Origin of the sequence: Streptomyces sp. NPDC006512 (genome assembly GCF_040611935.1) — a bacterium.
GTDB lineage: Bacteria > Actinomycetota > Actinomycetes > Streptomycetales > Streptomycetaceae > Streptomyces.
Genome location: NZ_JBEXPG010000019.1, coordinates 60396 through 73683 on the forward strand (window position 1 = coordinate 60396; position 13288 = coordinate 73683).

A 13288-nucleotide genomic window follows, 5' to 3' on the forward strand; every position below is an offset into this window, starting at 1 on the left:
TGGTACGGATGTTCTGGGAACGACACGCCCTGCGGGCGCGGCAGGTCAGGAGGCGCGCCGACGCGAGGCGATGCCGAAGGCGACGCCGCCGAGGCCGATGACGATGCCGGCGATGCCGAGGGCGCGGGCGGTCGTGTCGGAGCCCTTGGCCGCGGCCTCGTCGTGGTGACCGTCCCCGGCCGCCTTGTCGTCCTTGCCGGCGTTCTTGGCCTCGTCGGCCTTCGTGTCGCCGCCGGCGGCGTGGTGGTCGTCGCCCTTGGCGGCGGTCAGCTTCAGGACGGGCGCCGGGGTCTGCGGCTCCGGGGCGCCTTCCTTGGCCTCCTCGATCCAGCGGACGACCTCGTTGTTGTCGTACGTCTGGATCGCCTTGAAGACCATCTGGTCGGCGTTCTCGGGGAGCTTGCCCACGGAGACCGGGAACTGCTGGAACTTGCCGGGCTCGATCTTGCCGCCGGACCAGGTCACCTTGGTGACGGCCTCGTTGATCTGCTTGCCGTGCACGGTGAGCGGCTTGTCGAGCTTGCTCTTCTCGACGCTCACGGTCCAGCCGGGGATGTCCTGAGGCATGACGGACGTGAGCGGCTGGTCGATCGGGAAGCTGACCTCCAGCTGCGTCGTCGACGCGTTGTCGCGCTCGTTGGGGACCTTGAAGTTGATCGTCGCGTAGCCGCCCTTGGTGGCGTCGCCGGGCTGCACGCTGACGTGCGCGAAGGCCGTCCCGGAAAGGACGAGGACGGAACCGGCGGCGAGGGCGGCGGCGAAGGAGACGCGAGAGGTCTTCATGCGGGAACACTCCACGGAAGCAGGGGTGACATCGGCTCCGCACACGGGCGCGCGCGGAGGTCGCGGCACCGGTGCTCCCGTCGCTCGTGCTCGGGGGGACGTAGGGGTGCCGCGTCAGGCTGCGAGGGCGAGCGCCGTGGGGGGCCCGCGCCTGGTCACCGTGTGCTGGAGCGCCTCACGGCCGGTCGCGGCCGCGGGGGCCGCCCCGCTGCGGCCGGTGCGCCGGGCCCGCGCGGGTGCGCCCGGGATGCCGGCGGCGAGGGCGCGTACGAAGGCCAGCGCGGCGCGCAGCGGACGTACGGGATCGGCCTCGGTGGACAGCCGGGACAGTTCGAGGAGCCGGAACAGCGCGGCGTCTCCCCGGCCCATCAGCCAGCCGGCCGCCAGCGCGGCCAGCAGGTGCCCGGCCAGCATGGCCGGGCTGAACAGCCCGGTCGCCTGCTGCCCGGCGGCGCCCGCCAGGTGCTCGTGCGCGGCGTGGCCCTGGGCGGCGGCCCCTCCGGCCACGGCGGCCGGGTCGAGGCCTGCGGCCTCCAGGATCCGTCGGGCGTCGGCCGGGCTGAGCGGTACGGAGTTGCCCCCGCAGACCAGCCGGGCGGCGAGCGCCGCGAGGGAGGTGTCGGAGTCCGCGGCCGTCGCCCGCGCGGCGGCCTCGCCGTGCTGGGAGAGACCGAACAGGGCGTGCAGTCCCGCCTGCCCGGAGGCGAGCGCGGCGGCTATCCCGCCGGGTGAACGCCGCCGCCCCGAGAGCGGGGCCGCGACCGCGAACACGGCGACGAAGGCGGAGGCCAGCGCCCACCACGGCACGGCGGCGCAGGAGGCCACGGCGTGCCCGACAGCGGACAGCATGACGCAGACCGCGGCGAACACCGCGGCCCGGGTCGTCCGGAGCCCGGCTCCGGTGCGCGTCGTGTGGGGGGCAGTCATGGCCGGGCCATCATCGCACTGCGCTTAGGCCCTGCATACGGCAGGTACGGAAGGGACCCGTGCGTTCCGGCCTCCGGTCAGGCCGGGGTCAGCGAACGGGCGGTGCGCGCCCTGCGGCGGCCGCCGCGTACACCGCTCCGTGGGAATGCCGCATCGGCCGAATGAGGGCTCCGGCGGCCGCCGGGCGCTTACGGCCCGCCCGGGGCGGCAATAGGTAACCGTATGAGCATCTGGTGGTCTCTCCACTTGAGGCGCGAAGCCGCGAGCGTGCCGCTCGCCAGGCGACTGCTGCTGGGGACGATGGAGACCGCGGGGGTGGACCCGGACATCTCGTTCGACCTGTCGCTGGCACTGAGCGAGGCGTGCGCGAACGCGGTGGAGCACGGCGGCCGTGTCGCCGGCCCCGGCTGCGGGGTTCCGGGCGCGGGCGCCCACGACGGTTCCGGGGTCCCCGACGGCTGGGCCGACGCCGAAGGTGCGGGCGACGCGGACGACGCCGACGGGTCCGGGGCGTACCACGTCACGGCCTATCTGGACGGGGACCGCTGCCGCATCGAGGTGTCCGACTCCGGTCCGGGGTTCCCGGCCGCGACGGTGGCCCGCCGCAGACCCTCCCTGGCCGAGCACGGCCGCGGCCTGCACCTGATCGAGGAGCTCGCCGACCACGTCCGCTTCCGCAACCGGCCGGGCCGGGGAGCCGTGGTGAGCTTCGACAAGATGCTGAAGTGGCGCGACGACGCGCTGCTGAAGGTGTCGTAGCCGCCGCTTCCGTGAACGGAGCCGGCGCGGACGCGCCGGTGGGCGGGACCCCGCAGGAGGTCCCGCCCACCGTGAGCCGAAGGGGCGTCAGCCCTTGAGGCGCGCCATCCAGGCCTCGACCTCGTCCGAGGTGCGGGGCAGGCCGGCCGACAGGTTCCGGTTGCCGTCCTCGGTGACGAGGATGTCGTCCTCGATGCGGACGCCGATGCCCCGGTACTCCTCGGGCACGGTCAGGTCGTCGGCCTGGAAGTACAGCCCGGGCTCGACGGTCAGACACATGCCCGGCTCCAGCGTGCCGTCGACGTACGCCTCGGTGCGCGCGGCGGCGCAGTCGTGGACGTCCATGCCGAGCATGTGGCCGGTGCCGTGCAGGGTCCAGCGGCGCTGGAGGCCGAGTTCCAGGACGCGCTCGACCGGGCCCTCCAGCAGGCCCCACTCGACGAGCTTCTCGGCGAGGACGTGCTGCGAGGCGTCGTGGAAGTCGCGGAACTTCGCCCCCGGCTTGACGGCGGCGATGCCGGCTTCCTGGGATGCGTACACCGCGTCGTAGATCTTGCGCTGGATGTCGGTGTAGGTGCCGTTGATCGGCAGGGTGCGCGTGACGTCGGCGGTGTAGAGGGAGTGGGTCTCCACGCCGGCGTCGAGGAGGAGCAGGTCGCCGGAGCGGACGTCGCCGTCGTTGCGGACCCAGTGCAGGGTGCAGGCGTGCGGGCCGGCGGCGCAGATGGAGCCGTAGCCGACGTCGTTGCCCTCGACGCGGGCGCGCAGGAAGAAGGTGCCCTCGATGTAGCGCTCGGACGTGGCCTCGGCCTTGTCGAGGACCTTCACGACGTCCTCGAAGCCGCGGACCGTGGAGTCGACGGCCTTCTGCAGCTCGCCGATCTCGAAGGCGTCCTTCACGGCGCGGGCCTCGGAGAGGTAGACGCGCAGTTCCTCGTCGCGCTCCTTGGTCACCTTGTCGGTGAGGGCGGCCTCGATGACGGAGTCGTGCCCGCGCACGTTGCGGACCGGGCCCTCCGCCTCGGTGAGGGCGTCGGCGAGCTCGCGGACGTCCTTGGCCGGGATGCCCAGGAGCTGCTCGGCCTCGGCGAGGGAGTGGCGGCGGCCGACCCACAGCTCGCCCTGGCCGGACAGCCAGAACTCGCCGTTCTCGCGGTTGGAGCGCGGCAGCAGGTAGATCGTGGCGGTGTGGCCGGTCCCGCCGGTGGGCTCCAGGACCAGGACGCCGTTCTCGGTCTGGTCACCGGTGAGGTACGCGTACTCGGTCGAGGCGCGGAAGGGGTACTCGGTGTCGTTCGAGCGGGTCTTCAGCCGGCCGGCCGCGATGACGAGGCGCTCGCCGGGGAAGCGCGCGGACAGGGCGGCGCGGCGCTCCGCCGTGTGCCCGGCCTGGGCGATGGGTTCCAGGCCGCGCAGCTCGGTGTCGGCCCAGCCGGTGCGCATGCTCTCCGCGAGTTCTTCGCTGACGCCCGGGTACAGCCCGTTCTTGCGCTGCTTGTGCTTCTTCTGGGGCTGCTCTTCTTCCGGGGTCTCCGGGGTGAGCTCGTCAGCCACGTCTTCTCCTCAGCTGCTACGACATGCAGGTACCGGGTATGGACCTCATCCATCGTATGTGCGAAGAGAAGACGTCCGGCGGGACCTGTGACATATCAGTCAAACCGGACGATCGTCTTCCGGGGCCTCCCCCGAACGGCGGGTTCCCCCTCAGTCGAACCGGACGGCGAGCAGGACGACGTCCTCGTCGGGATCCGCGGAGGGCGCGGCCGGGTCCTCCCCCGGCAGTACGGTCCGCAGGATGTGGTCGCAGATCGCGGCCGGGTCGTCCCGGGCGGTACGGGGAACCCCCGCGGCCGCCGCGTGCAGCCGGGCGTACGCCCGGTCCATGGCGTCGCCGGTACGCCGCAACAGCCCGTCGGTGTAGAGCAGCACCGTTTCTCCGGGCGCGGGCTCGATCTCCACGCTCGGGGCCTCCCAGCAGGCGAGCATCCCCAGCGGCGCGGAGAGGGTGGTCTCCACGTACTCGGTGCGCCGCTCGCCGATGAGCAGCGGCGGGGCGTGCCCGGCCCCGGCCAGGACGATCTTCCGCGCGGCGGGCTCGCAGTAGGCGAACAGCGCGGTCGCCGAGCGGGCGGGCTCGGTCAGGCGCAGCAGCAGTTCGAGGTCGGACAGCACCGCGACGGGGTCCTCGCCCTCCATGACGGCGTACGCGCGCAGCGAGGCCCGCAGCCGACCCATGGCCGCGACGGCGCTCGGGCCGGAACCGGTGACGGATCCGACGGCCAGTCCCATGGCGCCCTCGGGCAGCGGGAGGGCGTCGTACCAGTCGCCGCCGCCGCGCGGTCCCGTGTGGTGCCGGGCCGCGAGCTGCACCCCGGCGATCCGGGGGAGCCGGCTGGGCAGCAGTTCCTCGGCGACGGTGGCCAGCCGGACGCGGGCGCGGTCCACCTCGACCATCCGGGCCAGGTGCTCGGCGGCGTGCCGCACGTACAGCCCGATGAGGTCGCGCTGCCGCTCGTTCGGCTCGGCCTGTTCGTCGTAGAGCCAGACCGCCGCGCCGAGCCGGCCGGCGGCGTCGGCGGTCAGCGGCAGCGCGTAGCTGGCCGCGTAGCCGAGCCGGGCCGCGACCTCGCGGTGGCGCGGGTCGACGGGGGGTTCGTAGCCGCCGGATCCGGGGGCCGCGGGCGCGCTGTCCGGCTCGGGGAGCACCTCGGAGCCGCCGTGGGCGTCCGGGAGTCCGTCGAGGATGCGGCCGTAGGAGGTGGCGCTGCGCGGCACGGTCTCGATGTGGCCGAGGTCCGCGCGCCCGAGGCCGAGGCCGATGGTGGTCGTGGGGCCGAGGCCGTCGGAGGGTTCCAGGACCACCAGCCCCCGGCGTGCGCCGACGAGGGCGGCTCCGGCGCGCAGGAACTCCTGGAGGGAGGAGTCGAGGTCGCGGGCCCGGGCGAGGCGCTCGGTGAGCTCGTGCAGGGTGGTGAGGTCGGAGACCATGCCCGCCAGCCGGTCCTGGATGACGCTGCTCGCGGCAGGCGGAGCGGCCTGGGCGGGGGTGGTGCGTACGGGCGTGGAAGCGGGCGTGGGCGCCGGAGTCTGCGCTGACGCTGTAACTGCTGGATCGATTCCAGCCACTTTCGGCAGATGCGGGGCGCTCATGGCGTCCGCCTTTCCACCTGGTGCGATTCGCCATATAGCATCGCAAACCCCCAGATCGTGCTGCGCCGCCATCAATGGATCCACATCTACACGCACACGAGGAGCGATGTCCAGCATCGGACCAGCGGGAATCCTGGTGTCCGTGGGACGACAACTCACGGTCCAGCCAGGGCTAAAACTTGGCCGGAAAAAGCTGGAAGCGGACGGTTTTTGCGATCGACTGGGCGGGCGTCGTAGTGGCTTCGGGTACGTAATCGGTGGTACCCAGGGTCAGTTGACGCCTCCCGGCACCGCCGGGAACCGCCCGGCACGGGCCGTCGTCCTTAGCGGCGGCAGCCGGTCTCGACACCGGTGCGGGTCGCGCTCCGCCCCCGCCGGACGTTTGATGGACCCGTAAGAAAACTGCACGAACCGTGTGAACCTGCTTCCGGCGGACAGTGACGCGAAACGTGTACGTGTGGTGAAACACCGCTCACATGGTGTGATGTGGCCCCTCGGCGTTCAACGGAAAGGAACGAGCGCTCATGCGCGAGATCCTCGGAAGGCGTCTCCAGCGGCTCCGCGACCGGTGGAAATCCCCGCGCGCCGTCTCCCGCTCCGCCTCGTCGCCCGAGGCCGCCGCGGGCCCGTCCCTGCTCGACGGGGCGCTCACCTGCGCCACGGTCTGGCAGTGGCCCGTCCTCCCGGGCGTGGGCCGGGCCGGCGCCGAGAGCACGCGGTGCGCCTGCCCCGACCCCGACTGCGTGGTGCCCGGCGCGCACCCCTTCGACCCCGGACTGCTCGCCGCCACCACCGACGCCCGGATGGTGGCCTGGTGGTGGGCCAGGCGGCCCAGCGCCCCGGTGCTGCTGGCCACCGGTGGGGCGGCGCCGTGCGCGGTGAGCCTGCCGGCCGTCGCGGCCGCGCGTGCCGTCGGACGGCTGGACGCGCAGGGCATGCGGCTCGGGCCGATCGTCGCCTCGCCGACCCGGTGGTCCCTGCTGGTGGCGCCCTACTCGCTGGAGCGGCTCGGCGAACTCCTGTACGCCAAGGACCACGTGCCCTCCTCGCTGCGCTTCCACGGCGAGGGCGGCTACCTGTTGCTGCCGCCCTCGACCGCTTCGGGCGGCGGGCAGGTCTGCTGGGAGCGGGAACCCGCCGTGGGTTCCGGGGGTCCGTGGCTGCCGGAGGTCGAGGCGGTCGTGGACGCGCTCGTCGAGGCGAGCACCGGCGCCCCGGGCGGCGGAAGCCGGCTCGCGTACTGAGCTCGGGGGCCGCATCACTCGTACGGGTGCCAGGAGGGCCGGTTTCCAAGGGAATTGGGCGCGGGGATCTCCGCGCCCCTTTCCGGCGTCGCTATCTTCGGCGAATGAATCTCCGCCTGATCGGTATCGGCGCCGGTGTGCTGATCATCTTGTCGCTTCCTCTCGCCGGGGCGATCGCCGGGCCGGATTTCGCCGGTCAGGATGACGGAAAGGGCGGGGGTTTGCTCTCCTCGCTCGGCCTTTCCGACCCGTCCCGTACGCCGGACACCGCGCGGTCCGCCGAAGGTGCCGCCCGCCCGGCGCAGCCGGGGCCGGCCGAGCAGCCCCGTACGGATTCCCGCTGCGGTCCGGAACTCTCCTCCCCGCACGGGGTGGAGGCGCAGACCTGCGTCCTGGAGAGCGAGGGGCAGACCTGGGGCCGCAGTTACTACCGGAACACCAGCGGCCGGATCTTGGACGCCGTACTCACCGTCATGGGGCCGGCGGGGCGGACGGTACAGATCCGTTGCGCCGTGGGCGCGGGCGACGAGCCGGGTCTGTGCGAAACGCCCCGGGGTGAGTCGGTGGGAAAGCCGGACGACTACTCGGCCGTAGCGGAATTTGCAGTTCCGGATGATGAAGGGCAACTGCTCCTGCGGTCCGGGAGCAACTCACCGGAGCCGGGCGACGGTTGACCGCCGCCGGAAATGGAAGGGCCCGGTCGCTGGCGACGGGGGATGCACCAGCGACCGGGCTACAAGAACGGTAACAAGAGATCGCCGGTACGCAAATTCGATCTCTGATATTCGGACACCGATTTGCAGGCGATTAGCGGGAGTTGTGACGCCGGTCACCGGTCCCGCGGGGCCGGTGCGTCAGCTGAGCGTCACCTGGCGGTTCGTGAGCCCGCCGCGTGCACGGCGCTCCTCAGGGGTGAGCGGGGCGTCCGTGGCCAGGGCCGCGGCGAGCCGCTCCGCGAACTCGGCAGCGGGCTTCTCCACGTCGTCGGCGGAGACCCCGGTCGGCAGGTCCCAGACGGGGACGACCAGGCCGTGCGCACGGAAGGAACCCACGAGCTTCGTGCCCTCGCCGAGCGAGGAGGTGCCCGCCGCGTGCAGCCGCGCGAGGGCGTCGAGCAGCTTCTCCTCGGGGTGCGGCATGACCCAGCGCAGGTGGTTCTTGTCCGGCGTCTCGCACCAGTAGGCCGAGTCCACGCCGGCCAGCTTGACGGTCGGGATGGCGGCCGCGTTGGCTCGTTCCAGCGAGGCGGCGATCTCCGGAGAGGCGGCCTGGGCGCTTTCCGACTCCGGAATCCAGAATTCGAAGCCGCTGTGCACAACCGGCTCGAAAACGCCCTCCGGGTCCAGGAGATCCTGAAGTCGGCTGCCCTCGGCCGGAACCCGACGGGCCGGAACCGGCGTACCGGGTTCCGCGACGAGCGCGCGCTCCAGGGTGTCGGCCATGTCGCGGGCCAGGTCCCCGGTGGTCGAGTCGTTCTGCAGGCCGAGCAGGACGGAGCCGTCCTCGCGGCGCAGGGCCGGCCACGCCATGGGCAGTACGGTGACCAGCGTGACGGACGGGACGCCCTCGGGCAGCCCGCCCTTGAGGGTCAGCGGGATGGTGGCGGCGGGCACGAGTTCGCGCAGCGCCACCCAGTCGCACTCGCCCGGCAGTCCCTCGAACGGGCGCTGCACGTGCTCGGTGACGGCGTGCGCGGCGGCGGCGCCGTGGCAGGCCTTGTAGCGGCGACCGGATCCGCACGGACAGGGCTCGCGAGCGCCCACCACCGGGATCTCCCCGTTGTTGAGCTGCGGCTTCGCGGTCTTCGCGGCGGGGCGCTTCTTGGCCATCGTGGGTGTCTCCCGGTTGCGGCGGTACGGCGGTGTCTCTGGTCGCGAGCCTAGCCGTTCGTACCGCCGGAACCGGTGGGGTGCGGCCGGGAGCACGGTCGGCGTGCGCTCCCGGACGGCCGCCCGCGCGGATGACCGGTGCGGAGGGGGACCCGGCGGGATCCGGAGAGCGGGATCCGGGCGGGGAGTCCCTCGGATCGAGGGGATCGAGGCGGGTCCGTGAGGGGGATCCGCCTCACGGATCCAGATCGTCGAAGGCCGATGTGAAGCCGATGGCCGGGGCAGTGACGCGCGTAGCGAAATCGTCGTGCCGCGCCCCCCGGGCGACGATCACCCACACGGTGACCTCACCCGCCGCTCCGTCCCGGACGCCCCAGTCCTGGGCCAGGGCGCTGATGATGTTCAGCCCGCGGCCGCCCCGTGCGGTGACCGAGGGCGTGGCCGGGACGGGGCGGGTGGGTCCGCCGCCGTCCGTGACCTCGACCGTCAGCCGTCCCGCCTTGTCGACGCACCACGCGGCGCGTATCTGCCCGTCGCCGATGTCCCGCGCGCCCAGCGGCCGGCCGTGGCGGCAGGCATTGCTGAGCAGTTCGGAAAGGATCAGTACGGCATCGTCCACGACCGATTCGGACACGCCGCTGATGCGCAGTTGTTCGCGCATGCGGTGTCTCGCCTCCCCCACGCCCGCAGGACCATGGGACACGTCCATGCACGAAGACGTGGGCACTTCCTGTGCCATCACCAACGCCACCCCCGGAACCTCCTTAGCCCCACGCCATGGTCTGGATGCCCCAATGGCCTGGACCGGAAACCGCCGTGAGCGGGCCCTCTGACGCATTCATGACCAGTGACTGCGGAGCGGATGCGCCGGAGCACACCCTGTCACGTGCGGGTTTCGTGTGACGGGTGGGCAAATGGGGACGTCAGCGTCCTAGTTGTGACAGAACCTGACGTGGCCTGTTCGTGATGATCGCTTCTACACCCAGATCAGCGCATAGCTGAACATCTTCGGGTTCGTTCACGGTCCATACGTGCACGGAATGCCCCGCGGCCTGGAGCTTGCGGATGAAGCCGGGGTGGTTGCGCACGATCCGCATGCCGGGCCCCGCGATCCGCACCCCGGCGGGCAGCCGGCCGTCGCGCATGCGGGGCGAGATGAACTGCATCAGGTACACGGTCGGCACCGTCGGGGCGGCGGCCCGCACCCGGTGCAGGGAGCGGGCGGAGAAGCTCATGACCCGCACCGGGTGCGGGCCCTCGGCGGGCGGGGCGTCGAGGCCGAAGCGCTTGAGGAGGAAGAGCAGGCGTTCCTCCACCTGTCCGGCCCAGCGGGTGGGGTGCTTCGTCTCGATCGCCAGCTGGACCGGCCGGCCCGCGTCCGAGACCAGCTCCAGCAGCCGCTCCAGGGTGAGGACGGAGGTCCGCTCGGGGTCCGCGTCCCAGTCGGGGGACTCCTCGCGGTCCTTCCAGGAGCCGAAGTCGAGGGCGGTGAGGTCGGCCAGCTCCAGCGCCGAGACGGCGCCGCGGCCGTTCGACGTACGGTTCACCCGGCGGTCGTGGACCAGGACCAGATGGCCGTCGGCGGTCAGCCGGATGTCGCATTCGAGGGCGTCGGCGCCGTCCTCGATGGCCTTCCGGTAGGCGGCCAGGGTGTGCTCGGGGGCATCCTCCGAGGCGCCGCGGTGGGCGACGACCTGGATGGGGCGCGGCGTTGCGTGGGTCACCCGGTCATGGTGCCACCGAGGAGCGCCGGCGCGTCGGGGCGAGTCCTGGGGATGCGCCTGAAATGCCGGAGATAAAGGATGGGGGAGACGCACAGGTCCGGCTTACAGTGCTCTGACGGGTCATGGGAAAGGCTTCGCCCTGGAACTTGTGCGGCACGTCGAACGTTTAGCCGAACCGATGTCGGGACGATATCGGTCGATTTCCAGCAGCTGTGTAAGCCGTGTGTGACGAGGAGAGAGCGCTGTGAGCACCGAGAACGAGGGCACCGCGGCCCCGACGCCCCCCGCGGCCCCGTCCGCACCCGCAGTGCCGGTGGCCGCTTCCACCCCCGCCCAGGCCCCGGCGCCGGCCGACGCGGCTCCGGGTGCTCCGGCACCGGCCGCCCCGGCTTCCGTACCGGGCGCTGAACAGACCCAGCAGCTTCCGCCCACGCCGGCCGCTCCGGCAGCTCCGGCCGCCCCGCCGTACGCTCCGGAACCCGCTCCGGCCCAGGGTTACGAGCAGCCTCCGGCCCAGGGCTACGCCCAGGCTCCGCCCCACGGCCAGCCGGCCCCCGCGGCCGCGTACGGCGCCGAGGGCTGGCCGCCTCCCCCGCCCGCGGTGCCCGCGTACGGGTCCGGCGGCCACGGCGGCGGCGCCTGGGGCGCCCCCCTCACCACCGACGGCGCCCCGCCCCCCAAGCCCAAGGGCAAGGGCGGGCTCATCGCGGGCGTGCTCGTGGCGGCCCTCCTCGCGGGCGGCGTCGGCGGCGGCATCGGCTACTGGGCGGCCAACCGGAGCAACGACGGCTCCGGCTCGACCACCATCAGCGCGGGCAACACCCCGAAGGACCTGAAGCGGGAGGCGGGCTCGATCGCGGGCCTCGCCGCCTCCTCACTGCCCAGCGTCGTCACCATCGAGGCCTCGGCCGGGGACGGCGAGGGCGGCACCGGCACAGGTTTCGTCTACGACGAGCAGGGCCACATCCTCACGAACAACCACGTGGTCGCCTCCGCGGCGAACGGCGGCAAGCTCTCCGCCACCTTCTCCGACGGCAAGAAGTACGAGGCCGAGGTCATGGGCCGGGCCCAGGGCTACGACGTCGCCGTGCTCAAGCTGAAGAACCCGCCCGCCGGTCTCAAGCCGCTGGCGCTCGGCGACTCCGACAAGGTGGCCGTCGGCGACGCGACCATCGCGATCGGCGCGCCCTTCGGCCTGTCCAACACGGTCACCACCGGCATCGTCAGCGCCAAGAACCGCCCGGTGGCCTCCGGCGACGGCTCCGGCAGCAAGAACTCGTACATGAGCGCCCTCCAGACGGACGCCTCGATCAACCCCGGCAACTCCGGCGGTCCGCTGCTCGACAGCCGCGGCGCGGTGATCGGCATCAACTCGGCGATCCAGTCCGCGGGCAACGGCGGCTTCGGCGGTGGCCAGGCCGGGTCCATCGGCCTGGGCTTCGCCATCCCGATCAACCAGGCCAAGATCGTCGCCCAGTCGCTGATCAAGACGGGCAAGCCGGTCTACCCGGTGATCTCGGTCTCCGTGGACCTCCAGGCGAAGGTCGACGGCGCCAAGATCTCCGAGCAGGGCGCGGGGGCCAACGAGCTGGTCGACCCGAACGGCCCGGCCGGCAAGGCGGGCCTGAAGCCCGGTGACGTCATCACCGAGTTCGGCGGCAAGCCGGTCGACAGCGGCCCGACCCTGATCAGCATGATCTGGACGTACAAGCCGGGCGACACGGTCAAGCTGACCTACCAGCGCGACGGCAAGCCGACCTCGGTCGACATCACGCTCGGCTCGCGCGTCGGCGACAAGTAGCACCGCGGCCCCGCCGGTGGACCACGCGTCCAGACAGCGGGGAGGCTGGCTTGATGGGAGGGGCCGTGGGCGGGATTCCGCCTACGGCCCCTCCCAACATCTGCTTATGCTTCGAGGGTGTTCGATTCACGGCACATACGGACATTCCATGAAGTGGTCGCCGCGGGGTCCTACTCGGCGGCCGCCCGGGTCCTGGGGTACACCCAGCCCGCGATCACCCAGCAGATGAAGGCGCTCGAACGCGCCGTCGGCACCCCGCTGTTCACCCGCGTGGGCCGGAAGATGAAACTCACCGAGGCCGGCGAGTCCCTGGCCCGCCACGCGGAGTCCATCCTCGGCAGCCTCTCGGCCGCCGAAGCCCAGCTGAAGGCCTACACGCGCCTGCGCACCGGGCGCGTACGGGTCTGCGGATTCCCCAGCGCCAACGTCACCCTCGTCCCGGAAGCCCTCAGCGGGCTCGCCAAGAACCACCCCGGCGTCCAGGTCGAACTGCTCGAAGGGGAGCCTCCGGAGTCACTGCGCCGGCTCCAGCGCGGGGAGTGCGACATCACCCTGGCCTTCACCTACCCGGGCCTCCACGAGGAGGTTCCCGAGGACGTCGCCGAGGTCAGGCTGCTGGAGGACCAGCTGACGGTCCTGCTGCCGACCGGCCATCCGCTCGCCCGCCGCCGGGCGGTGCACCTGGGCGACCTCGCCGAGGAACGCTGGATCGCCGGCTGCCCCCGCTGCCGGGCGAACCTGCTGCACGAGTGCGCGGAGCTGGGCTTCGTCCCCGACATCCGGTTCGCGACCGACGACAACCTGGTGGTGCAGAGCCTCGTCGGACAGGGTCTGGGGGTGGCCATGATGCCCGCGCTGGTCCTGCCCTCGCTCTCCCTCAACCGGGTCTGCGGCCGCGTGCTGGAGCCGGCCGCCCGCCGCCACATCGCCGCGTACGTGTACCGCGACCACCTGCGGATCCCGGCGACGGCCGTGGTGCTGGACGAGCTGAAGCGGGTGGCCTCGAACCGCGTCGGCTGCTGACCGGCAGGGGCCGCGCGCCGCCCGATCCATAAGCGGGGCTTGGGATTT

At 72.5% G+C, this 13288-nt stretch carries 12 protein-coding genes; 5 read left to right on the forward strand and 7 right to left on the reverse strand.

Annotated elements, in window-relative coordinates:
* Positions 1-45: 45 nt before the first annotated feature.
* The gene (locus tag ABZZ17_RS15545; RefSeq protein ID WP_356876101.1) at positions 46-783 is read right to left on the reverse strand and encodes a YcnI family protein; all 738 of its coding nucleotides are present in this window, start codon (positions 781-783) and stop codon (positions 46-48) included.
* 114 nt (positions 784-897) lie between these two features.
* A complete protein-coding gene (locus ABZZ17_RS15550) occupies positions 898-1710 on the reverse strand; it encodes a hypothetical protein (RefSeq protein ID WP_356876103.1) in 813 nt (270 codons plus the stop codon).
* 222 nt (positions 1711-1932) lie between these two features.
* Between ABZZ17_RS15550 and ABZZ17_RS15555 the strand changes: the two genes are divergently transcribed.
* On the forward strand, positions 1933-2469 hold the full coding sequence (locus tag ABZZ17_RS15555) for an ATP-binding protein (RefSeq protein WP_356876105.1): 537 nt from the start codon (positions 1933-1935) through the stop codon (positions 2467-2469).
* A gap of 87 nt (positions 2470-2556) precedes the next feature.
* On the opposite strand, the gene ABZZ17_RS15560 is transcribed toward ABZZ17_RS15555, so the two are convergent.
* Together ABZZ17_RS15560 and ABZZ17_RS15565 are read right to left on the reverse strand one after the other, a co-directional pair.
* On the reverse strand, positions 2557-4023 hold the full coding sequence (locus ABZZ17_RS15560; RefSeq protein WP_356876107.1) for an aminopeptidase P family protein: 1467 nt from the start codon (positions 4021-4023) through the stop codon (positions 2557-2559).
* A gap of 150 nt (positions 4024-4173) precedes the next feature.
* Positions 4174-5736: a PP2C family protein-serine/threonine phosphatase gene (locus ABZZ17_RS15565; protein WP_356876109.1), complete on the reverse strand. Its 1563-nt coding sequence runs from the start codon at positions 5734-5736 to the stop codon at positions 4174-4176.
* Between the two features lie 407 nt (positions 5737-6143).
* On the opposite strand from ABZZ17_RS15565, the gene ABZZ17_RS15570 reads away from it, so the two are divergent.
* Both ABZZ17_RS15570 and ABZZ17_RS15575 read left to right on the forward strand, forming a co-directional pair.
* Complete coding sequence (locus ABZZ17_RS15570) at positions 6144-6863, forward strand: bifunctional DNA primase/polymerase (protein ID WP_356876111.1); 720 nt, start codon at positions 6144-6146, stop codon at positions 6861-6863.
* Positions 6864-6967: 104 nt separating this feature from the next.
* Positions 6968-7537 carry a hypothetical protein gene (locus tag ABZZ17_RS15575; protein ID WP_356876113.1) on the forward strand — a complete coding sequence of 190 codons (570 nt, stop codon included), beginning with the start codon at positions 6968-6970 and terminating at the stop codon, positions 7535-7537.
* A 180-nt stretch (positions 7538-7717) separates the two neighbouring features.
* Here the strand turns inward: ABZZ17_RS15575 and ABZZ17_RS15580 are convergent, their stop codons facing one another.
* The 3 genes from ABZZ17_RS15580 to ABZZ17_RS15590 form a co-directional block, all read right to left on the reverse strand.
* Positions 7718-8692, reverse strand: coding sequence for a DUF5926 family protein (locus ABZZ17_RS15580; RefSeq protein WP_356876115.1), 975 nt, complete (start codon positions 8690-8692; stop codon positions 7718-7720).
* A 235-nt stretch (positions 8693-8927) separates the two neighbouring features.
* Complete coding sequence (locus ABZZ17_RS15585) at positions 8928-9530, reverse strand: ATP-binding protein (protein WP_356876117.1); 603 nt, start codon at positions 9528-9530, stop codon at positions 8928-8930.
* Positions 9531-9615: 85 nt separating this feature from the next.
* Positions 9616-10416: a glycerophosphodiester phosphodiesterase gene (locus tag ABZZ17_RS15590; protein ID WP_356876119.1), complete on the reverse strand. Its 801-nt coding sequence runs from the start codon at positions 10414-10416 to the stop codon at positions 9616-9618.
* Between the two features lie 244 nt (positions 10417-10660).
* Here ABZZ17_RS15590 and ABZZ17_RS15595 point away from each other — a divergent pair, with 244 nt between their 5' ends.
* Together ABZZ17_RS15595 and ABZZ17_RS15600 are read left to right on the forward strand one after the other, a co-directional pair.
* The gene (locus ABZZ17_RS15595) at positions 10661-12217 is read left to right on the forward strand and encodes a trypsin-like peptidase domain-containing protein (RefSeq protein ID WP_356876121.1); all 1557 of its coding nucleotides are present in this window, start codon (positions 10661-10663) and stop codon (positions 12215-12217) included.
* Positions 12218-12334: 117 nt separating this feature from the next.
* Complete coding sequence (locus ABZZ17_RS15600) at positions 12335-13240, forward strand: LysR family transcriptional regulator (protein ID WP_356876123.1); 906 nt, start codon at positions 12335-12337, stop codon at positions 13238-13240.
* Positions 13241-13288: the final 48 nt, after the last annotated feature.

Coding starts and splice junctions, on each gene's coding strand:
- ABZZ17_RS15570 (WP_356876111.1), top strand. CDS start 6,144: ATGCGCGAGATCCTCGGAAGGCGTCTCCAGCGGCTCCGCGACCGGTGG.
- ABZZ17_RS15550 (WP_356876103.1), bottom strand. CDS start 1,710: ATGACTGCCCCCCACACGACGCGCACCGGAGCCGGGCTCCGGACGACC.
- ABZZ17_RS15580 (WP_356876115.1), bottom strand. CDS start 8,692: ATGGCCAAGAAGCGCCCCGCCGCGAAGACCGCGAAGCCGCAGCTCAAC.
- ABZZ17_RS15565 (WP_356876109.1), bottom strand. CDS start 5,736: ATGCTGGACATCGCTCCTCGTGTGCGTGTAGATGTGGATCCATTGATG.
- ABZZ17_RS15585 (WP_356876117.1), bottom strand. CDS start 9,530: ATGCGTCAGAGGGCCCGCTCACGGCGGTTTCCGGTCCAGGCCATTGGG.
- ABZZ17_RS15545 (WP_356876101.1), bottom strand. CDS start 783: ATGAAGACCTCTCGCGTCTCCTTCGCCGCCGCCCTCGCCGCCGGTTCC.
- ABZZ17_RS15555 (WP_356876105.1), top strand. CDS start 1,933: ATGAGCATCTGGTGGTCTCTCCACTTGAGGCGCGAAGCCGCGAGCGTG.
- ABZZ17_RS15575 (WP_356876113.1), top strand. CDS start 6,968: ATGAATCTCCGCCTGATCGGTATCGGCGCCGGTGTGCTGATCATCTTG.